The sequence below is a fragment of the Kitasatospora sp. MAP12-44 genome (assembly GCF_029892095.1).
Taxonomy (GTDB): Bacteria; Actinomycetota; Actinomycetes; order Streptomycetales; family Streptomycetaceae; genus Kitasatospora.
On sequence record NZ_JARZAE010000004.1, the window covers coordinates 3,145,963 to 3,164,740 of the forward strand.

22 protein-coding genes and 1 pseudogene are annotated in these 18,778 nt (G+C 72.0%); 8 read left to right on the plus strand and 15 right to left on the minus strand.

The window, feature by feature from the left end:
- Nucleotides 1-133: 133 nt before the first annotated feature.
- The 3 genes from P3T34_RS14670 (at nt 134) to P3T34_RS14680 (ending at nt 2,119) form a co-directional block, all read left to right on the plus strand.
- Nucleotides 134-589 carry a hypothetical protein gene (locus tag P3T34_RS14670; protein ID WP_280666488.1) on the plus strand — a complete coding sequence of 152 codons (456 nt, stop codon included), beginning with the start codon at nt 134-136 and terminating at the stop codon, nt 587-589.
- A gap of 67 nt (nt 590-656) precedes the next feature.
- On the plus strand, nt 657-971 hold the full coding sequence (locus P3T34_RS14675) for a hypothetical protein (protein ID WP_280666489.1): 315 nt from the start codon (nt 657-659) through the stop codon (nt 969-971).
- Nucleotides 972-1,060: 89 nt separating this feature from the next.
- Entirely contained in the window at nt 1,061-2,119 is a 1,059-nt protein-coding gene (locus P3T34_RS14680) for a DUF2332 domain-containing protein (protein WP_280666490.1), read from the plus strand.
- A 7-nt stretch (nt 2,120-2,126) separates the two neighbouring features.
- Here the strand turns inward: P3T34_RS14680 and P3T34_RS14685 are convergent, their stop codons facing one another.
- From P3T34_RS14685 to P3T34_RS14710, 6 genes are all read right to left on the minus strand, one after another.
- Entirely contained in the window at nt 2,127-2,357 is a 231-nt protein-coding gene (locus P3T34_RS14685; RefSeq protein ID WP_280666491.1) for a hypothetical protein, read from the minus strand.
- 65 nt (nt 2,358-2,422) lie between these two features.
- On the minus strand, nt 2,423-2,863 hold the full coding sequence (locus P3T34_RS14690; RefSeq protein WP_280666492.1) for an HIT family protein: 441 nt from the start codon (nt 2,861-2,863) through the stop codon (nt 2,423-2,425).
- A gap of 55 nt (nt 2,864-2,918) precedes the next feature.
- Nucleotides 2,919-4,139: a type VII secretion-associated serine protease mycosin gene (gene mycP, locus P3T34_RS14695; RefSeq protein ID WP_280666493.1), complete on the minus strand. Its 1,221-nt coding sequence runs from the start codon at nt 4,137-4,139 to the stop codon at nt 2,919-2,921.
- A gap of 38 nt (nt 4,140-4,177) precedes the next feature.
- Nucleotides 4,178-5,440: a WXG100 family type VII secretion target gene (locus tag P3T34_RS14700; RefSeq protein ID WP_280666494.1), complete on the minus strand. Its 1,263-nt coding sequence runs from the start codon at nt 5,438-5,440 to the stop codon at nt 4,178-4,180.
- A 37-nt stretch (nt 5,441-5,477) separates the two neighbouring features.
- Nucleotides 5,478-5,981, minus strand: coding sequence for a hypothetical protein (locus tag P3T34_RS14705; RefSeq protein ID WP_280666495.1), 504 nt, complete (start codon nt 5,979-5,981; stop codon nt 5,478-5,480).
- Nucleotides 5,982-6,094: 113 nt separating this feature from the next.
- Nucleotides 6,095-6,874 carry an endonuclease V gene (locus P3T34_RS14710; protein ID WP_280672092.1) on the minus strand — a complete coding sequence of 260 codons (780 nt, stop codon included), beginning with the start codon at nt 6,872-6,874 and terminating at the stop codon, nt 6,095-6,097.
- Nucleotides 6,875-7,072: 198 nt separating this feature from the next.
- Between P3T34_RS14710 and P3T34_RS14715 the strand changes: the two genes are divergently transcribed.
- Entirely contained in the window at nt 7,073-7,339 is a 267-nt protein-coding gene (locus P3T34_RS14715) for a hypothetical protein (protein WP_280666496.1), read from the plus strand.
- Nucleotides 7,340-7,349: 10 nt separating this feature from the next.
- Here the strand turns inward: P3T34_RS14715 and P3T34_RS14720 are convergent, their stop codons facing one another.
- Together P3T34_RS14720 and P3T34_RS14725 are read right to left on the minus strand one after the other, a co-directional pair.
- The gene (locus tag P3T34_RS14720; RefSeq protein ID WP_280666497.1) at nt 7,350-7,979 is read right to left on the minus strand and encodes an RDD family protein; all 630 of its coding nucleotides are present in this window, start codon (nt 7,977-7,979) and stop codon (nt 7,350-7,352) included.
- Nucleotides 7,980-8,020: 41 nt separating this feature from the next.
- Nucleotides 8,021-8,593, minus strand: coding sequence for an RDD family protein (locus P3T34_RS14725; RefSeq protein ID WP_280672094.1), 573 nt, complete (start codon nt 8,591-8,593; stop codon nt 8,021-8,023).
- A 217-nt stretch (nt 8,594-8,810) separates the two neighbouring features.
- On the opposite strand from P3T34_RS14725, the gene P3T34_RS14730 reads away from it, so the two are divergent.
- Nucleotides 8,811-9,161, plus strand: coding sequence for a hypothetical protein (locus tag P3T34_RS14730; RefSeq protein ID WP_280672675.1), 351 nt, complete (start codon nt 8,811-8,813; stop codon nt 9,159-9,161).
- Here the strand turns inward: P3T34_RS14730 and P3T34_RS14735 are convergent.
- Nucleotides 9,152-9,253 (minus strand): annotated as a pseudogene (locus P3T34_RS14735) (DUF2510 domain-containing protein); the annotation flags it as partial. The gene P3T34_RS14730 and the pseudogene P3T34_RS14735 sit on opposite strands and share 10 nt — an antisense overlap.
- Before the next feature lie 283 nt (nt 9,254-9,536).
- Between P3T34_RS14735 and P3T34_RS14740 the strand changes: the two are divergent.
- The gene (locus P3T34_RS14740) at nt 9,537-9,953 is read left to right on the plus strand and encodes an SsgA family sporulation/cell division regulator (protein ID WP_280666498.1); all 417 of its coding nucleotides are present in this window, start codon (nt 9,537-9,539) and stop codon (nt 9,951-9,953) included.
- Between the two features lie 41 nt (nt 9,954-9,994).
- Here P3T34_RS14740 and P3T34_RS14745 read toward each other — a convergent pair whose 3' ends face one another.
- The 4 genes from P3T34_RS14745 to P3T34_RS14760 form a co-directional block, all read right to left on the minus strand.
- Nucleotides 9,995-11,290, minus strand: a complete 1,296-nt coding sequence (locus P3T34_RS14745; RefSeq protein ID WP_280666499.1) for a glycosyltransferase 87 family protein — start codon at nt 11,288-11,290, stop codon at nt 9,995-9,997.
- Between the two features lie 163 nt (nt 11,291-11,453).
- Nucleotides 11,454-12,980, minus strand: coding sequence for a cellulose binding domain-containing protein (locus P3T34_RS14750; protein WP_280666500.1), 1,527 nt, complete (start codon nt 12,978-12,980; stop codon nt 11,454-11,456).
- Nucleotides 12,981-13,133: 153 nt separating this feature from the next.
- Entirely contained in the window at nt 13,134-14,525 is a 1,392-nt protein-coding gene (locus tag P3T34_RS14755) for a HAMP domain-containing sensor histidine kinase (protein WP_280672096.1), read from the minus strand.
- 38 nt (nt 14,526-14,563) lie between these two features.
- Nucleotides 14,564-15,265, minus strand: coding sequence for a response regulator transcription factor (locus tag P3T34_RS14760; protein ID WP_280666501.1), 702 nt, complete (start codon nt 15,263-15,265; stop codon nt 14,564-14,566).
- 70 nt (nt 15,266-15,335) lie between these two features.
- Here P3T34_RS14760 and P3T34_RS14765 point away from each other — a divergent pair, with 70 nt between their 5' ends.
- A complete protein-coding gene (locus P3T34_RS14765; RefSeq protein WP_280666502.1) occupies nt 15,336-15,872 on the plus strand; it encodes a hypothetical protein in 537 nt (178 codons plus the stop codon).
- Between the two features lie 81 nt (nt 15,873-15,953).
- Here P3T34_RS14765 and hppD read toward each other — a convergent pair whose 3' ends face one another.
- Nucleotides 15,954-17,102: a 4-hydroxyphenylpyruvate dioxygenase gene (gene hppD, locus P3T34_RS14770; RefSeq protein ID WP_280666503.1), complete on the minus strand. Its 1,149-nt coding sequence runs from the start codon at nt 17,100-17,102 to the stop codon at nt 15,954-15,956.
- A gap of 222 nt (nt 17,103-17,324) precedes the next feature.
- On the opposite strand from hppD, the gene P3T34_RS14775 reads away from it, so the two are divergent.
- Nucleotides 17,325-17,849 (plus strand): Lrp/AsnC family transcriptional regulator, encoded by a 525-nt coding sequence (locus P3T34_RS14775; protein ID WP_280666504.1) that lies wholly within the window; start codon nt 17,325-17,327, stop codon nt 17,847-17,849.
- 13 nt (nt 17,850-17,862) lie between these two features.
- Here P3T34_RS14775 and P3T34_RS14780 read toward each other — a convergent pair whose 3' ends face one another.
- Nucleotides 17,863-18,705 (minus strand): S16 family serine protease, encoded by an 843-nt coding sequence (locus P3T34_RS14780; RefSeq protein WP_348534660.1) that lies wholly within the window; start codon nt 18,703-18,705, stop codon nt 17,863-17,865.
- Between the last annotated feature and the right edge of the window lie 73 nt (nt 18,706-18,778).

Here is an 18,778-nt window from a genome sequence, read left to right on the forward strand (position 1 = left end):
GGCATGACACCTGTCACCAGCGAGCAATGATCGAACACCCTGTCGGCGGGGGAATCGCGGGCGGCAGAATGGAGCTCACCGGCGGGGCGAGGGGCGCGAGGCCGGGGAGACCTGCACGGGGGACGGATCCACCATGAGCAACACCAACACCAGCACCGACACCAGCACCGACACCAGCACCGACACCAAGGCCGCTCTCGACCCCGAGGAGCTGAAGCTCCCGGTCTGGTTCTTCGGCTTCGAGGCCCTGTTCGCCTCCGCCTACGACCTGCTGAAGGCCTACCCGCAGGTCTGGCCCGCCCTGGTGGCGCTGGTGATCCTCAACATCACGCTCTCGCTCACCATGATGCGCAAGCGCCTGCGGCTCGCCAGGGCGCTGTGGCGCGGCAAGGAGACCCGCAAGGTCGCCTTCGGCCTCCTCGCCCTGCGCCTGGGCAGCCACTTCGTGCTCGGCGCACTCGGCATGGCGGCGACCTCCACGGCCGGCCACCTGGTCTTCGCGGTCGCCATGGGAGCCATCACGGTCGCCCTGCTCGCGTACACCCAGCGCACCGCGCTGCGGGCGCTCGCCGCACAGAACGCAGTGTGACCTGGGCCACGTTGCCGGTTGAGCACCTCCTGGCACCGCCGCCACAGCAATTGCCTACGATCAGCTCATGCCACATGACGAGACATCAGGTCTGAGCGCCGCACAGCTGCGCATGGGCCGGCTGCCGGGCTACGTACGGCGCCCCGACCCCGCCCGTCGCACGGGTGAGCAGGGCACTGCGTACAAGAAGGGGTGGGAGGTCCGCTTCACCGCACGCAGCGAGGCGGAGATAGCGGAGATCCGGGACCTGGTGATCGCGGCCGGCTTCGCGCCGGCCCGGCCGTTCTTCAAGGGCCAGCAGCTGATCCAGCCGGTGTACGGCATGGCGGTGGTCCATGCCTACCTGGAGGCCCGCGAACTGGCGGGCGCCGCCGCCTCCTGATCAGCCGCCCGCTCGCCTCACCTCGCCTCGTCGCACCACGTCACTCCTGTACCACGGAGGCCCCGTTGTCCGTCACCCACGCTGCAGCCATGATCAACATCCAGGCCGAAGCCTGCGCTTCCCTCGACTCGCCGCTGTACGCCGCCCTGCTGCGCCGTGCCGCGCAGGACGTGCTGGACGGCGGCCCGTGCGCGGCGGCCATCGCCGGCCACGAGGACGCGCCGGGGCCGGACGCGATCGCGCTGCGGCTGATGGGAGCGGTGCACGCGCTGGTCCTCACCGGCCGGGCGGACGCGCTGGCCGCCTACTACCCGAGCGTGGGCGGCAGCTTCGACCCGCAGCACCCCGAGGCGCCCTGGCCCGCCTTCCGGGCCACCGTCGCCGCCGAACTGCCGTGGGTGCAGGACTGGATGACCCGCCCGCCGCAGACCAACGAGGTCGGCCGGGCCAACCTGCTGATCACCGGGCTGCTGCGCGCCGCCGCCGAGTACCCGCTGCCCGTCCGGCTCTTCGAGCTCGGCTCCAGCGCGGGCCTCAACCTGCGCGCCGACGCCTTCCGCTGCACCGCCACCGGCCTGGACGTCGGCCCCGCCGACTCCCCCGTCCGGCTCACCGACGCCTGGCGCGACGGCGCCCCCGGCTGGCTGACCAGCGCCGCCGCCGAGCACCCCCGGCTCACCGTGACCGAGCGGCACGGCTGCGACCTCACCCCCATCGACCCGCTCTCCCCCGAAGGCGCCCTGGCCCTGCGCGCCTACATCTGGGCCGACCAGGCCGCCCGCGCGGCCCGGCTGGACGGCGCACTGGAGGTCGCCGCCAAGCTGCCCGCAACGGTCGCGGAAGTCGGCGCAGCCGACTTCCTGCGCGAGGTGCACGTGGTCCCCGGCGCCCTCACCGTGGTCTGGCACTCGATCATGCGGCAGTACGTGCCCACGGAGGAATGGGCGCTGGTGGAGGTGGAGTTGGACCGCCTGCGGGCCGAGAGCGCCGAGAGCAGCGCGCAGGCCCCGTTCGCCCACCTCGCCTTCGAGCCGCACCGGGCGGGCGACCAGCAGCAGTACCGCTTCCAGCTGGTCGCCCGCCTGGGCGCCGGCGCACCGCTCGTCCTCGCCGAGGCCCACCCGCACGGACTGCCCGCCTGGGAGTGACCGCGCTCTAGCTCGCCGGGCGCGGCTCCAGGAACTGCCCAGGGAACCCGTCGTCCCACCGCACCGGATGCCCGTGCGACTCCAAGCGCTGCGCCAGCGCGGGCAGCCCGTTCACCAGGATGCCCGGGTGCGCCTTGCGCGCCGGGGCGAACTCCGCCTCCACCCCCAGGTGCACCTCCAACCCGTCCGCCCGGAACCAGCAGCCGCCCCGCGCCGCCAGCACGGGCGGCTTCACCACCTCCACCATCCCCAGCACGTCGCCCCAGAACTCCCGGCACTGCGCCTCCGCCCCCTGCGGGATGGTCAGTCCCGCTGCCCAGCACTCTCCTCAAGCCGGGCGCGCAACCGGACGGCGAGCTCGTCCATCGCCGCCTCGTCCATCGCCGCCTCGTCCACCGACCCAGCGGCGGCCAAGTGCGCGAACACCCCGGGCCCGCGCAGCTCCGCCGCGAGGTCGGCCGAGCGCGGCACGAGGTGGAAGTGCACATGCCCGAACCCGGGAGCCTCGCCGAACTGCGCCACGTACGTCTTCTCGCACCCCGTGACCGCCTCCAACGCCCGCGACAGCCGCACCTGCCACAGCCCCAGCCCCGCCGCCTCCGCATCCGTCAGCTCGGCCACCCGCGTCACATGCCGGCGCGGCACCAGCACCAACCACCCCGGCAGCGAGCAGTTCACCGCATACGCCACCCGCCAGTGCTCATCCACACCGATCAACTCACGCGGCGGAAGCTCGGACAGCACCGCGGTATTGGCACAGCTGAAGCAGTCGGACACATCGACTCCCCGTAAGACGGCATCAGTAGGACGAGCTACCGTGGCGCACACGGCGAACCAGGAGCACGCCCCCCAGCCCGACCAGCACAACCACCACCCCACCAACACCGTACAACCACCCCGAAACCCCCTCCCCCCTCACCACCACCCCCGCAACCGGCACCTGTACCTGCACCTGCCCCTGCCCCTGCCCCTGCCCCGAAGGCGCCCCCTGCGACTCCACCCTCCCCAGCAACGGATTCTCCCGAGCCCCACCATCAACCCCGGGATTCGGCGCCAACGCCTTGGACGGCGACGCAATGCCGTAGCCATAGCGGTCATTGGGCACCCTGCTCCCATCCGGAGGCGCAGCAGCCGTAGTGATCATCCGCCTGATGACCTGCCCAGCGGAGAGCGCAGGGTACTTGGAGCGAACCAGCGCGGCAATGGCGGAAACGTAGGCGGTGGCATCGGAGGTGCCATCCGCATAGCGGTAATCATCAGAAGCATTGCTTCCTGTGCTGCGAATATCCACTCCGGGCGCCACCAGCGTGATTTCTGGCCCACAGACCGACCTTGCCCAGATATTTCCCTGACGGTCGATCGCGCCTACCGCCACCACACCAGGAAACGCTGCGGGGTACTCGATCGGCGCACCTGCGATATTCCCCAGGTTTCCCGTCGCCGCGACCAGAACAACATCCCGGCTCACTGCGTAGCTGACCGCTTCCCGCGCGGCAGCATCCGAGCGGAGCTCACCGGCGCCGAAGGACATATTGACGACCTTCGCACCATGGTCGACGGCATAGCGCAGAGCCTCCGCAAAACCCGACTGCTCGGCGGTGGATCCGAAATCCCCGTCCGCGGTCAGGGCGATGCGTACTGGCAGGATCTTCGCATCGGGTGCGAGCCCCATGACCCCGGCCTGGTCACCGTGCCCATGCCCGGCGATCAGCCCGGCCATGCTGGTTCCGTGGCCGACCGTGTCAACTCGACCATCCGTGTGGCTGCCTGAGAAGTCTCCGCCCGCGCTGACCTGACCCGTCAGGTCCTGATGGGCGGCAAAGACCCCACTGTCCAGCACAGCAACCGTTACCCCATCGCCCCGACTGATCGGCCAGACGTCACTCTCAGCCTTGTAGGCCTGCAACGCCCATTGCTGAGTACGGATATCGTCAGCGGCAGCCGGACCCGTGCCAACTCCCCACAGCAGCAAGCTCGCCACAAGGACGGCCGTGGCTCGTACCGGCCGGCTGGTCGTCATTCCCGGTCGCTCCACTCCTCGGAGCGATTGCCCCGCACTCATTCCACCACGGTCGGATTGACTCGCTGATCGGGATTCCAGGTCTGCTCGTCCTCGACGAGATAGTCGGCCCGCTTTCCTGCGCGACGGTTCTTCTTTCGTTCGTCCTTCGTGCTGCCAGGAAGGTACCCGACGCGCTGCGGGTCGCCTTCGCTCCGCGCGTCCTGCGCGCGTCCACGGGCGCCCAAGCCAGTACCACCTTCGGTGAACGCCTTCTGACGGCCGCGGGGTTCGTCGACAGCGCCTGCTCCCTTACCCTGCGGTTCGCCCAAGAAGTCGGCCGATCCGACGCCACGTGCAGGAACTCCAGCCGCTTCACCAGGGATCAGCCCCAGTCCCACGGCCGCCGGGAACCGCACACCGTCACCCGTCCCAGTGGCTGCCGCTCCGGCTCCTACTGAAGTCGCAGCCCAGGTCGGACGCGGTGCAGCCGCGGGAGCGATCGCCCCGTCAAGCGTCGTCCCTGGGGCAGGCCTGACACCGACACCTACAGGTCTGGGCGGCCTAGGGGCCGCTTGGGCGATGCCACCGCTGATCCCCGGATCGGTGATGGCATCGGAGCGGGTGACCACCGCCGGTGAGTGCTGTGCATCCGAGCCCAGCGCCCGGGACTCAGGGCCATAACCGCCCTGCGCCGGAAAGGAGTAGCCGCCGATGGCCCCGAGCCCCGCACCCATGACGAGCGCGCCGACGGCGGCCGAGCTCGTGGTATCAGGCGGCGGAACCGCATCGACCTCCTCAGGGGATGTCATCGGTGGAGGCTTCAGGACCTGTGTCGAGGCCCGGTACTTGTTCGCCAGGGTCTGCATCACTGCCACCGCCTCGGCCTTCCTTCGGTCGGCGAGGGGGATCTCGGTGCTGTCGTCGTCGATGCCTACCGCTGACTGGGCGGTGTCCGAGATCGCGTTGGCCACTTGGGCGAGGAAGCCGGGTTCCTCGGGCATCTCGCGCTTGGCCTGGGCGATGGCGTCGGACATCATGGCCAGGGTGCTGGCGGCGTCGTTGGCGTAGGCGGCGGTGTTGTTGACGCTGTTGGCGAGCTTGGTCATCTTCTCGTAGAAGGCGTTGCTGGTGGTGCCTTCCCACGCGTCCGTCGCGTCGCCGGAGGCGGTGTCGAGGGCGGTGCGGATCTGCTTCAGGGTGGCGGCTGCTCGGCGCCAGGGGTCGCTGGCGGACATCACGTCGCCGGGGTTCAGGGCCTGGGCCATCGTGCGCAGGGCGCTGTGGCTGTAGCTGTTGAAGTCGGTGATGTCGGAGCTCATGCTCGCAGGCCTCCCGCCTTGGTCGCCCCCGGACCGGTCACCATGTCGGCTGTACCACACCGCCGTTGCCGTCCGCACCGGTGCCGGGTGGCGGACTGGCGGGCCTGCCGGTTCCTGAGCCAGAACCGGAGCCAGTGTCGGAGCCGACACCGTAGGCCGGGCCCGGGGGTGTGGGCGTCGGCGGCGACGACGGTGCGCTGCCCACCGACCAGCCGTCCGAGGCGAGGCTGAGGCTCCGGGCCGTCCGATGCTCCTGATCCTCGTAGTTGGCGGCGGTGAGGTCGGCCTTGCGCTGGGCCTCGTCGATCGCCTCCTGCAGGGCGTTGAGGACGTCGCGTAGGCCGTCGCGCATCAGTTCGTACTGGTCGTGGATGGCGGTCGCCTCGGCGAAGGTGCCGAACGAGCCGCGGCCGATTCCGGTGCGGGCGTGTGTGGTTGCGCCATCCGCGGTGGACTGGAACTCCTGCAGCAGGCCGCGCACCTGGCCGGCGAACGCCCGCAGGCTGTCGACCTCGACCCGATACCCGGACCCAACGCCCAATCCAACGCCCGACCCAACGCCCGAACCCGAACCCGCCACGGACCCGCGCCTCCCCTACTGCCGGTAACGCACCCACCTCGGTTCCGTAGTTCCGTTCCCATGTCTAGCACATGTCATGCCCCGTCAGAACGCCCCACTGATGCCCCAAGTGCCCGGCGGCACAACGAATCCGCGCGACGCGTGGTCTCCGGCAGCCGGTAGGCGGGGGTGAGAGCCAGGACGCACTCGACCGCCTCGGGGAGCCCGATCCGGTGACCGACCGAGACGAACACCGGCTTCACCCCGGGGCGGGTGCGCAGGGCCCGGCCCACCTCCTCGCCGGTCGCCTCGTCCACCAGCGGTGACCACTCACCCCTTGCCGCGCCCGGGAGTTGGTGGCTGAAGGTGAACGGGGTCTTGGCCACACCCAGCGTCCGCAGACCGGTCAGCACGCCGAGGTGGCTGGCCAGGCCGAGCCGCCTCGGGTGCGCCACGCCGTAGCCGTCGCAGACCACCAGGTCGGGGAGACGCTCCAGGGCGGCCAACGCGTCGATCACGGCGGGGAGTTCGCGGAAGGCCAGCAGGCCGGGGACGTACGGGAAGGCGATCCGGCCGACGGCGGTGGCCTCCTCGACCACCTCCAGCGTGCGCAGGTCGAGCAGTACGGCCGCCGCCGCGACGACGTCACGCTCGTCGTCGTACGCCACGTCCACGCCGGCCACCAGCAGAGCCTGATCAGTCGCCCCCGATTCACCCGATTCACCTGATTCACCCGGATTGCCCAGCGACAGCGACCCGTACGGCTCGACCAGCGCACGCAGCCTCAGTTGCTCGGCGACGGCCTGCTCCTCGGTGCGCGGCCAGTCGGCCGGCTCGATCGGGCTGATCAACGGACGGCGGTCATGGTCGGCCATGGAGTCCCCCAGGAATGAACGGTGCGTCATCGCTGATCACCGTATCCGCCGACACAGCCGCGCGGGCCATGAGTCCATGCGCCCCCTGTGCCCCCCGCATATGCCCGGTTAGGCTGAACTTACCGAACTCACCTACGGGGTAAGACTCCTGAGAAGCAGTTCAGCTCCGGTCCACCGATGCGCGAAGGACGGTCCGCCATGCCGCATTCACTCGCCGCCAGGGTCTGCACCGGCACCTGCACCGTCGTCGCCACCGCGCTGCTCCTGCTGGCGGTGTCCGGCGCCACCGGGTTCCCCGAGATCGCGCTGCTGGTGGCGCTCTCGGTGGCCGTCGGCACGCTGGCCGCCACCCTCACCTCCCCCCGGCGCAGCACTCCCGCCGCCGCACCCACTCCCGCCGCACCCGCACCCACTCCCGCGCCCGCACCCGCCGCCCCCTCGGCGGACTACGCTCACCGTCTCTGAGCAACGCGCGTCACACCGTGGACACCACCACGGTCTTCGCCGCCTTGTCGTGGACGCACTGCTGGTACGGCTTGTCGAAGACTCCGAACATGCCGTCTGCCACCCACCACAGGCCGCAGCACAGCACCGCGGGCAGCGTGTACACCACGGCCCGCGTCCAGCCGGCCGAGCCGACCGGCTCGCTCCCGTCGATCAGCATGGCGACCCGGACGTTCATCACCTTCTTGCCCAGGGTCTGGCCGTCCCGGGAGAGCATCACGCCCTCGTAGACCAGATAGAGGGCGTAGAAGAGCCAGACGCTACCGGTCCAACCGTTCCGGTTGCCGAAACCGGTGAACGGCAGGATCAGCAGCAGGGCGACGATCTGGATGAGCACGTAGTCGATCAGCCGGGCCACGATCCGGTTGAACCACCTGCCGAGCGGCGGCATCCCAGGCACGGCGCCGTTGGTCGGCGCGCCGCGGCCGGACGGGCCGTATCCGGGGCTGCCGTCGTACGGGCCCCCGGGCCGCACGCCGTAGGGCGGGCCGCCGCCGAACGGCTCAGCGGACGGGGGCGGCGTGTCGAACGGCGGCTGCTTGTCGGAGGGGGGCTTGCCGCCCCCCTCCGGCTCGGGATCCGAGGGGTCATAGGTGCTCATGCTGAGAGTAGATCACCGTAAATACTATGATGTGCTGATATTTAGCCCGTTTTGTCCAGGCGCCCCTCGACCACCTTGGTACCGGCGGCCCGGTCGTGCCAGCCTCGCCGCGCCTGACGGTCGGACAACGCGCTGAACAGTAGGGCGAACAGGCCGACGATCGTCAGCATCGACAGCTGCCTGACCAGCCATCGGAGCAGCGAACGCCCCAGTGCCGGCGGTCGGCGGGCGTCCGCTGCGACGACTCGCAGGCCGAGCAGCCGCTTGCCCAGCGTCCGGCCGGTGCGGGCGGTCGGGAGCACCTCGCCGAGGAAGCCCGCGATCAGCAGGACGCCCAGCAGCAGCACGAGCCGTCCGACCACCACGCCGTCGAGCAGCCACACCTGCACCTCATGCCCGGTCAGCAGGCTGGCGGCACGCGCCTGGGCCACCCTGGCCTGGATGCGTCCCTCGGTGTCGGCGAGGAACGGGAGCACGGTCGCCGCACCGACGGCGACGAGCACCACGCTGTCCAGCAGCTGCGCGGCCGCCCGCCGTCCGAGCCCCGCCGCCCGCGCGGGGACGGGCCGCGCGGGGGTGCGCCGTTCGACGGCGGACGAGCGCTTGCGATGCACGGCGGCCGCCGCGCCGCCCCCGGACCGGCCACCGGACCCACCACTAGACCCGGAAGTCGGCTCGGCCGACTTCCGCAACGCGGGAAGAGCCGCGGAGACAGGCGCGGGCACGGACACGGGCACCGGCGCGGGCGCAGGCACGGGGACGACAGCAGGCACCGGAGCAGCAGCCGGAGCAGGAGCGGGTGCGGGGGCAGCCGCCTCGCCCCCCTCCGGGATGCCCCACGACACCCACCGCGGCGCCGACCCCGTCTCCATCAGCCCGCGCTGCGCCTGCGGATCCGCCCGCCAGGCGGAGGACGACGACGCCTCCACCGGCTGCGGCGCTATGGCGAACGACGCCCCCGCCGACGTCTGGTCCAGGAACACCGGCCCGGTCTCCGCAACCTGCGCGACCGCACCCTGCGCGACCGGGCCCTGCGCGGCCGGCATCGCCACCGGCGGCGGGATGTACCGCGCGTTCGGCCGCGGGTTCGGCCGCACCGCGAACCGCGGCACCTCCAGCACCTCACCCGCCGCAGGCGCCGCCCTGCTGGTACCGGGCACCCAGGCGCCGCCGTTCCAGTAGCGCACGAACCCCGGGACCGACGGGTCCGGGTAGTAACCGGGCGAGGGGACGACGGCCGTGTCCGCACCGCCGACCGAGGTCTGGTCCGACATTCAGATCTACTCTCCTGTGCACAGCCGACGGGACACACGCCACGTCGCCGGACAGTCACAAAGGGTAGTGCCTCCGGGCTCGCCCGGACGGAAGTTGTCGATTCACGGGACGCCCGAGCGCTCGGCACGCTTGGCTGTCTGCTGACGGCTGTCCGCGTCCCGCGCTGTGGAACCGCGCCGTGAAATCCGGCCCGAGAAGGTGTGTAAGAACCACCCCTCCCCGCACTCTCCATGGTGACAAGGCCTTCGGAAAGGCCCGAGCAGGACAGAGAGGAACCCGATCATGGACCGCCGGCTGAGCGTGGTCGAGCACGAGCTCGAACTGAACCTGGTGCTCTCCCCCGAGCGCAGCGTGCCCGTCCCGGCCCGACTCTCGTACGGGAGTCACGACCCGTACGCCGTCCACATCACCTTCCACCTCGACACCGGGACCCCGGTGACCTGGGTGTTCTCACGGGAACTGCTGGTCGAGGGAACGTTCCGCCCGTGCGGGCAGGGCGACGTGCGGGTCTGGCCGACCCGGGCCGGCCGGCGCAGCGTGCTGTGCCTCGCGCTGACCTCGCCGGCCGGTGACGCACTGCTGGAGGCGCCGCTGCCGGCGGTCGCCGCATGGCTGGAGCGGGCGCACCGGCTGGTGCCCCCGGGCAGCGAGCTGGGTGTGCTGGACCTCGACAGCTCGCTCGCCGAGCTGCTGGCGTGACGCGAGCGGCGACGGCAGCGGTCCGGTACGGGCAGGGAGCGTCAGCGCGCCGCGGGGGTGCGCTGAGCCTCCACCCGCTCGCTCTGGCGCGGCAGGCGTCCCAGCGGCTCGCCCGCGGCCAGCCGCCGCGCCCGGACCCGCAGCGCGGTGAGCACGATGAAGCAGATCCCGACCAGCGGGTACATGCCCGCCGGGATCTGCTTGAGCAGCCCCATCTGCAGGTTGGTCAGGCCCTTGTGCGGCACCAGCCACATCGAGAAGGAGCAGAACGCCAGCGCCGTCGCACCGAAGATCACCCGCCAGCGCGCCCGCCGCACCGCGGCCGGCCGCGAGCGCTCGTGCGCGGCCTCCGCCGCCAGCAGCACGAGCACCGGCACGCACCACACCCAGTGGTGGGTCCAGCTGATCGGCGAGATCAGCACCGCGGTGATCGCCGCGCAGCAGACGCCCCACGCCTCCGCCCGCGGCAGCCAGCGCGCGCTGCGGTAGGCCCAGGCGGCGGTGGCCAGCCCGCCCACCGCGACGAGCGCGGCCAGCAGCGTGGCGGCCGTCCCCGGGTCCGCTAGGTGCAGGAAGCGGGCGGCGACCCCGCGCAGCGACTGGTTGTCGACGATGTAGGTCTTGCCGACCCGCGAGGAGTCGTAGAGGTACTTGGTCCAGAACCCGTACGTGGCGCTGGGCAGCACCGCGCCGCCGATGGCGAAGGTGACGAGGAAGGTGAAGCCGGCCACGAAGGCGGCCCGGACCCGGCCGGTGATCAGCAGGTAGACCGCGAAGAGGCCCGGCGTGAGCTTCATCCCGGCCGCGATGCCGATCCCGACGCCCTTCCAGCGGTGGCCGTCGGAGCGGGTCAGGTCCCAGAGCACCAGGCAGACCAGGATCAGGTTGATCTGGCCGTACCGCAGCGTCGTGAACACCGGCTCCAGCCAGACGCCGAGCCCGGCGACCAGCACCACCCCGACCGGACGGACCTCCCGGCGCGGCCAGCCGACCAGCCGGAACGCCAGCAGCGCGGTCAGCCCCAGCAGCGCGACATTGCCGATCGTGATCGCCACCCGCAGGAAGCTCACGGCGAACCAGGTGGTCGGCACGAAGAGCATCGCGGCGAAGGGCGGGTAGGTGGCGGGGAGGTTCCACTGGGTGACCCGCAGCGCGTACAGGTCGCGCCCGTTGGCGACGGCGGCGCCCTCGGCCCGGTACACCATCATGTCGACCATCGAGGTGCCGATGAAGTGCCGGACGACGGCGTAGCCGAGCAGCGACACCGCTGCCACCAGCAGCGCCATGCGCAACGGCCGCTGCGGGGCCTCCCGCACCGCACGTAGCGGCTCGGTCACCCGCTGCCGCCACGTGCGGGAAGGAGCGGGGACGGGCCTCGGTCCGGCACCTGCCGTCCGTTGGTCCTGCTGCACCGCTGTCACTACCTGCTCCATCCGCCGGTCGGTCGACCAACAAACGACCATACCGGAGAGCCTTGAACTCAGCCCTTGATCATTTTATTCAGCCGGTGTACGCACCGAGTGCCCGGGTGAAGTCGAGCGGCTGCTGCGCGATGCTGCTGCAGCTGGCGTCCGCGTACGACTTGGCGCCGCCGTCGCAGGGCTTGTCGCGGGTGCCGGACCACATCGCCAGCCAGGCCAGGTGCTTGGTCTTGGCGAAGGCGGCGAGCTGGTCGGCGTCGGCCACCGTGAAGACCTCGGAGGCGACGTCGTTGACGCCGATCATCGGGGTCACCGCGACCTTCGCCCAGGCGGCCGCGTCGCTCAGGCCGAGCACGCTCTTGACCTGGGCCTGGGTGGCGGTGGCCGCGTCGATGGCGTACGTGCCCATCTGGCCGCCGGGGTTGGGCGCGACGCCGTCGCCGAAGTCCATCGCCATGATGTCGACCGCGCCGATCCGCACGCCGTGGCTCTGCGCGTCGGTGAGCAGGTTGATGCCGTCCTGGGTCAGGCCGGTGGGCAGCGCGGGGAGGGTGAAGGAGACGTCCAGGCTCCTGCCCTTGCTCGCGGCGGTCTGCTGGAGCTGGGCGATGGCCTGGTCCCGGCGGGTGTTGGCGGCGGTGTCGGCCAGCGCGCCGCCCTCGACGTCGAAGTCGATCCGGGTCAGGCCGTACGCGTCGATGGCCTGCTGGTACGCGCCGGCCAGGTCGGCCGCCGAGCCGCAGGCCTGGGCCAGCTCGCTGCCGTTGGCGCCGCCGAAGGAGACCCGGACGTCGCCGCCGATCGCCCGCAGCGCGCCGATCTGCGCGGCGACGGGGTCGGCGGTGAGGTCGCTGACGCCGCCCCACTTCGGGGTGCAGCCGCCGCCCGACACAATGAAGGCGAGGTTGAAGTTCTTCACCCCGGTCGCCTTGGCCGTCGCGACCAGGTCGTAGGGCGGGTAGAGCGAGGTGTCGACGTACGGGGCGAAGCCGGCGCCGCCCGCCACCGGCACGGGCACCGGCGTCGGGGTGGGCGTCGGGGTCGGGGTCGGCGTAGGGGTCGGGGTCGGCGTAGGGGTCGGGGTCGGGGTCGGCGTAGGCGTCGGGGTGGAGGTGGAGGTAGGCCGCCCCGACGGCACCGGCGTGGGCCCGTCCCCCGCCTTGCACGAGACGTCGTTGATCAGGCAGTTGCCCGGCTCGTCCTGCGCCGCACCCGAGCCCTCCACCACGAAGCCCACGTCCACGCTCTGCCCCGGGTCGAGGTGCTTGCTCCAGGCCTGCGGCTTCACCGTGACGTGCTGCCCGGAGAGCGTGAAGCCCGCGTTCCAGAGCGAGTCGATCTTCGCGCCGGCCGGCAGGTCGAAGGCCAGCGTCCAGTCGTCGATCGCGCTGCCAGTGGTGTTGCTGACCAGGTACTGGCCGGTGTAGCCGCTGTCCCAGCTGCTGGTCCTGGTGTAGACGGCGCCGACCGAGGCGGCGCTGGCCGAGGAGGCCAGGACCACCGCGCCGCCCGCGAGGACGGCCGCGGCGACCGCGCTCGCGCTGAGGACGACGCCCTTGCGGCTGCGGCGGCGGTGGCGGATACGGCGGGTGGGCTGGTTCGTCATGCTGGTGGTACCTCCGCGGGCGGGCGCAGTGCGAGGGAGAGCGGGGAAGGGAGTGAGCCGGAGGCGTGTCCCACCCCGGCGCCGCCGACGCTAGCGCCCCCGCGAGGCCGAAAACCGCCGCTCAGAGACGGGTAGAGGTCTCTTAGGGACCCGTTAAGGAACCCGCCGCCCCCGGCGCCGCCGGCGGGCGGTGCGCTGCGCCGGTGCGTCGCCGGTCTCCAGCCGCAGCCGGATCTCCGCGCCGCCGAGGCCGGCCGAGCGCCCGAGCGCCAGGTCGCCGCCGGTGGCCTCGGCGAGCTTGCGCACGATGTCCAGGCCGAGCCCGGTGGAGCCGTCCCCGCCGTCGCCCTCGCCGCGCCGCAGAGCGGCCGTCGGGTCGCCGAACCCCGCACCCGCGTCGCCGACCAGCACGATCACCGAGCTCCCGGTGGCCAGCACGTCCACCGAGAACGCGGTGCCCATCGCGGTGTGCCGGAAGACGTTGCCCAGCAGCGCGTCTACGGCGGCCGCCAGGTCGCCGCGCTGCACCGGGACGGGCGCCGGGGCGTCGGCGCCGGCCAGTTGCCAGCGGCGGCCCTCGTCCTCGGCGAGCGCCGACCAGAAGCCGACCCGCTCGCGCAGCACCTCGGCGGCGTCGCAGCCCACCGTGACGGCCGGCGCGTCCTCGGCCGGCCGGCGCGAGGAGCGGATGATCTGGTCCACCTCGCGCTCCAGTTGGCTGACCGCGTGCCGGGTCGCGTCGGCCGCGTCCCCGTCGCCCAGCAAGGCGGCGTTGAGCCGCAGCACGGTGAGCGGGGTGCGCAGCCGGTGCGACAGGTCGGCGGCCAACTCCCGTTCGGCGGCCAGCAGATGCACGACCCGGTCGGCCATCGCGTTGAACGCGGCGGCGGCCTCCCGCAGTTCGGCCGGACTGCCGTCGACCTGCGGGCCCTCCACGGGCACCCGGACGGCCAGGTCCCCGGCGCCCAACGAGCGCGCGGCGCCCGCCAGTCGGCGGGCCGAGCCGACGATCCGCGAGCCCATCCGATCGGCCACCAGCACCGCGATGGCCACCAGCGACAGGGCGACCAGCGACAGCACCAGCCAGGCGGTGCGCACGCCCCGGGTGAGGTCGCCGTCGGCGACGTACACCTCGACGACGGCGACCCGCGAGGTGCCCACGGCCACCGGCTGGAGCAGCGCGAAGCCGCCGGGGACGTGCACGGTCATCGAGCGGCCCTCGCCGCTCGCGGTGGAGACGTCGGGGTCGGCCGCCCGGGGCGCGCCGATGGTCACTCCCCGGGCTGCCGTGCTGCCGACCGGCGGCGGCAGGTGGACGGCGATCAGGCCCTGCGCGCCGGCGTCCGTACTGGCCATCGCGCGGGCCAGCGCGTCCTGGTCGGTGGTGATGGCCAGCGCGGGGCCGAGTGCGGCGGCCTGCCGGTCGGCGGCGGTGAAGGCGCGGTCGCGCGCGGTCTTCTGCACCATCAGGCCGAGCGGGATCAGGAAGGCCAGCGCGACCATCGTGGTGCCGGCCACCGCCGCCTTGACCAGCGCCCACCGCAGCGACTGGCCGGCGGCGGCGCGGCCGCCCCCGACCCGACTCACGTCTGTCGGTCCGGATCGGCCGGGGCCTCCAGTCGGACGCCGACTCCGCGCACGGTGTGCAGGTAGCGCGGGTTGGAGGCGGTCTCGCCGAGCTTGCGGCGCAGCCAGGACAGGTGCACGTCGATGGTCTGGTCGCCGCCGTAGGTCTGCCGCCAGACCTCGGCCAGGATCTCCTTGCGCGGCACCACCACGCCGGGCCGGGCGGCCAGGAAGGCCAGCAGGTCGAACTCGCGCCGGGTCAGGTCCAGCGGCTGCCCGTCCAGCACCGCCTCGCGCCGCTGCGCGTCGATCGCCAGGCCGCCGACCCGCAGGATCTTGACGACCGGCGCCATGCCGCCGCCCAACCGGCGCAGCACGGCGGTCATCCGGGCCGTCAGGTGCTCGCCGGAGAAGGGCTTGACCAGGTAGTCGTCGGCGCCGTCGTTGAGCAGCCGGACGATCTCGGCCTCGTCGTCCCGGGCGGTGGAGATGATCACCGGGACGTTGGTCAGGCCGCGGATCATCTTGAGCACCTCGCTGCCGTCCAGGTCGGGCAGGCCGAGGTCGAGGATGACCAGGTCGCAGCCGACCTGCGCGACCTCGCGCAGCGCCTCCAGCGCGGTGCCGACGCTGCGGACCGCGTGCCCGGACTCGGACAGGTGCCGGATCAGGGCGGAGCGTACGAAGGGGTCGTCCTCGACCACGAGCACTGTTGCCATGGCCCAGGACGGTACGCCATCGGCGGCCGGCTCTCCCCAGATCCCCCGGATGGGGCAGGATGGGCGGACGATGCGAAGCGGACTGGTTCAGACGGGCGCCTGGGCGGCGGCCACCGGGGTGGCGGTGCTGCTCTCCTGGCTCGGTGTCAGCAGCGTGCTGTCCGACTCCGCGTTCGCGCCGCCGCTGCCACTGCCGGTCCCCGCCTCGGCTCCGCCCGCGCTGCCCGCACCGGTGGCCGCGAGCGCCTCGCCGTCCCCCTCGGCGCAGAGCGGCGCTACGGACGTCTCGGCCACCCAGCACCCGTCGGCGACCGCCTCCGCCGCACCCTCGCACCGGCCGCCGACGCCGGCCGCGACCTCGACCGACAGCGCCGCCGCCACCCCCGGCACGGTACAGAGCTACCTGGTGCCCGGCGGCCGGGTCGCCCTGGACATGCACCCGGACTCGGCCGACCTGGTCTCCGCCACTCCGGACACCGGCTGGCAGATGCAGGTCTGGCACGGCGACCAGTGGCTGCGGATCGACTTCACCCTCGGCAGCTCCACCAACTCCGTCTTCGTGACCTGGAACGGCCACCCGCCGGACGTCCAGACCGTCGTGCGTTGAAGCGTGCGTTGAAGACGGCCACGCACGCCGAGCCCCGGGTCGGACGGGACCCGGGGCTCGGCTGCGCTATCCGCGCGGTGATCAGAGGTTGCCGCGGCGCTCCTGCTCGCGCTCGATCGCCTCGAAGAGCGCCTTGAAGTTGCCCTTTCCGAAGCCCATCGAGCCGTGCCGCTCGATCATCTCGAAGAAGACCGTCGGGCGGTCCTGCACCGGCTTGGTGAAGATCTGCAGCAGGTAGCCGTCCTCGTCGCGGTCGGCCAGGATCTTCAGCTCGCGCAGCTGCTCGATCGGCACCCGGGTGTCGCCGACCCACTCGCCCAGCGTGTCGTAGTAGCTGTCGGGGGTGTCCAGGAACTCCACGCCCGCCGCCCGCATCTGGCGCACGGTGTGGACGATGTCGTTGGTGGCCAGCGCGATGTGCTGGACGCCGGGGCCGCCGTAGAACTCCAGGTACTCGTCGATCTGGGACTTCTTCTTGGCGATGGCCGGCTCGTTGAGCGGGAACTTGACCTTGCGGGTCCCGTCCGCGACCACCTTGGACATCAGCGCGGAGTACTCGGTGGCGATGTCGTCGCCCACGAACTCCTTCATGTTGGTGAAGCCCATCACCTGGTTGTAGAAGGCCACCCACTCGTTCATCTTGCCGAGCTCGACGTTGCCGACGCAGTGGTCGATCGCCTGGAAGTTGCGCTTCTTGACCGGCTCGACGATCGGCTCGCGGGCGACGTAGCCGGGCAGGTACGGGCCGGCGTAGCCGGAGCGGTCCACCAGGGTGTGCCGGGTCTGGCCGTAGGTCGCGATGGCGGCCAGCACCACGGTGCCGTGCTCGTCCTTGACCTCGTACGGCTCGGCGAGCGAGGTCGCGCCGTGGCTCACCGCGTAGGAGTGCGCGGCGTACACGTCCGGGACCTCGATGGCCAGGTCGACCACGCCGTCGCCGTGCTCGGCGACGTGCTGGTCGAGGAAGCGCCCGCGCTCGGTGGTCGCCTTGACGACCGAGGTCAGCACGAAGCGCGCGCCGCCGGACTCCATGACGTACGAGGCGGTCTCGCGCGAGCCGGTCTCCGGGCCCGCGTAGGCCACGCAGCGCATGCCGAAGGCGGAGGAGTAGTAGTGCGCGGCCTGCTTGGCGTTGCCGACCGCGAACTCGACGGCGTCCATCCCGCGCACGGGGAAGGGATCGGCGTGACCCGCGTGCGCGGGAGCGGACTGTGCGGCGGTGTCGGTCATGACGGCCTCCCTGTAGGGCGTAGGACCTCGTGCCCCGAGGGTTGTGGGGCTGAGCAATCCCCGCGGTTCGGTGTGGGGCCCTCCCCACGGGGTTGTGGGGGGAGCGTGGCGCCGATCACAGCCCTGCGCAACTGTTCCGGATTGCCCTGGTCAAGGTGTGTCGTCCGGCCGGACAATACCGACGTCGGCTGTACAGCTTGTCCAGTGGAAGAAGACTCCGCCATGCACTCCGCCACACACCCGGCGACGCGCTCCCCGCTGCGCTCGCCCATCGACGCCCTGGACGGCCGACTGATCGCGCTGCTGACCGAGGAGCCCCGGATCGGCGTCCTGGAGTGCTCGCGCCGCCTCCAGGTGGCCAGGGGCACCGTGCAGGCCCGTCTCGACCGGCTGCAGGCCCGGGGGGTGATCGGCGGCTTCGGCCCCGAGGTGGACCCGACGGCCCTGGGGTACCCGGTCACCGCCTTCGCCACACTGGAGATCTCCCAGGGCCAGGGCAGCGACGTCCGGACCCACCTGGCGTCCGTCCCCGAGGTGCTGGAGCTGCACACCATCACCGGGCAGGGCGACATGCTCTGCCGGATCGTGGCCCGCTCCAACGCCGACCTGCAGCGGGTGATCGACCGGGTGATCGGCTTCGACGGGATCGTCCGGGCGGCCACCGCGATCGCCCTGGAGAACCCGGTGCCCTACCGCGTGCTGCCCCTGGTCGAGCAGGCCGCCGCCGAGGGTTCCGCGCAGCGCTAGAGTCGGAGTGGCCCTAGCAGCTCGGGACGGGCGCGCCGTTGCCCAGCGCGGCCAGCGCGTTGAGCGAGTCGCTCAGGGTGGTGACCGGGATCAGCCGCAGGCCCCTGGGGGTGTTGACCCGGGCGTCCGAGCACTCGCCGCGCGGCACCAGGAAGACGGTCGCGCCGTCCCGCGCCGCGGCCAGGGTCTTCAGCGAAACTCCGCCCACCGCGCCGATGTTGCCGCTGTCGTCGATGGTCCCGGTGCCCGCGACGTTGAGGCCGTGGGTGAGGTCGCCGCCCTTGCCGTCGCCGGCCAGCTTGTCGATGATCGCCAGGCTGATCATCTGCCCGCCGCTGGGGCCGCCGATCGAACCCAGGTCGACCTTGACCTTCACCTGGTCGGGTGAGAGGTGCAGATAGTTCAGCGCCACCGTGGTCGCGCTGTCCTGCGCCTGGGTCATCTCCTGGGTGGTGACCTGCTCCGCCTTGGTCGCATTGCTCTGCGGGTAGACCGAGTCCCGTGGCAGCACGGCCACCCTGGGGTTGAGCCAGCCCCTGATCGCCTGGTTCAGGCTGATCGACACATTGGGGTCTGTGGCGGTGATGGTGAGGACCCGCAGCGCGCCGGAGGTCTGCCGGACGGGCGCGCCGGTGATGGTGACCACTTGGTGGCCGTCGTAGTCGGAGAGCGCGTCGGCCGTGACACCGGGAAAGGTCAGCGTGAACGGCAGCGGCACGAACACCGCCACCGCCACCAGCGCGGCGACCACGCCGGAGCACAGCGCGAGGGCTCGGCGTCTGGGGGTGAGCACGGCGGACCGCCGCGGCGCGTCGGACGGATGCGGGGCGGCGGGCGGCTTGGGAGCGACAGACACAAGGGCATCCAAACACACCGGCCGCCCCGCCCACTCCGCGCCGCCCACTCCGCCCTCCCCACTCCGGGCCACC

What these genes read in the sequence shown, in the direction of transcription:
- P3T34_RS14700 (WP_280666494.1), bottom strand. Translation starts at nt 5,440, where the DNA reads ATGAGCTCCGACATCACCGACTTCAACAGCTACAGCCACAGCGCCCTG.
- P3T34_RS14750 (WP_280666500.1), bottom strand. Translation starts at nt 12,980, where the DNA reads ATGACGAACCAGCCCACCCGCCGTATCCGCCACCGCCGCCGCAGCCGC.
- P3T34_RS14740 (WP_280666498.1), top strand. Translation starts at nt 9,537, where the DNA reads ATGGACCGCCGGCTGAGCGTGGTCGAGCACGAGCTCGAACTGAACCTG.
- hppD (WP_280666503.1), bottom strand. Translation starts at nt 17,102, where the DNA reads ATGACCGACACCGCCGCACAGTCCGCTCCCGCGCACGCGGGTCACGCC.
- P3T34_RS14675 (WP_280666489.1), top strand. Translation starts at nt 657, where the DNA reads ATGCCACATGACGAGACATCAGGTCTGAGCGCCGCACAGCTGCGCATG.
- P3T34_RS14730 (WP_280672675.1), top strand. Translation starts at nt 8,811, where the DNA reads ATGCCCCACGACACCCACCGCGGCGCCGACCCCGTCTCCATCAGCCCG.
- P3T34_RS14715 (WP_280666496.1), top strand. Translation starts at nt 7,073, where the DNA reads ATGCCGCATTCACTCGCCGCCAGGGTCTGCACCGGCACCTGCACCGTC.
- P3T34_RS14670 (WP_280666488.1), top strand. Translation starts at nt 134, where the DNA reads ATGAGCAACACCAACACCAGCACCGACACCAGCACCGACACCAGCACC.
- mycP (WP_280666493.1), bottom strand. Translation starts at nt 4,139, where the DNA reads ATGACGACCAGCCGGCCGGTACGAGCCACGGCCGTCCTTGTGGCGAGC.
- P3T34_RS14720 (WP_280666497.1), bottom strand. Translation starts at nt 7,979, where the DNA reads ATGAGCACCTATGACCCCTCGGATCCCGAGCCGGAGGGGGGCGGCAAG.
- P3T34_RS14680 (WP_280666490.1), top strand. Translation starts at nt 1,061, where the DNA reads ATGATCAACATCCAGGCCGAAGCCTGCGCTTCCCTCGACTCGCCGCTG.
- P3T34_RS14775 (WP_280666504.1), top strand. Translation starts at nt 17,325, where the DNA reads ATGCACTCCGCCACACACCCGGCGACGCGCTCCCCGCTGCGCTCGCCC.
- P3T34_RS14760 (WP_280666501.1), bottom strand. Translation starts at nt 15,265, where the DNA reads ATGGCAACAGTGCTCGTGGTCGAGGACGACCCCTTCGTACGCTCCGCC.
- P3T34_RS14765 (WP_280666502.1), top strand. Translation starts at nt 15,336, where the DNA reads ATGCGAAGCGGACTGGTTCAGACGGGCGCCTGGGCGGCGGCCACCGGG.
- P3T34_RS14710 (WP_280672092.1), bottom strand. Translation starts at nt 6,874, where the DNA reads ATGGCCGACCATGACCGCCGTCCGTTGATCAGCCCGATCGAGCCGGCC.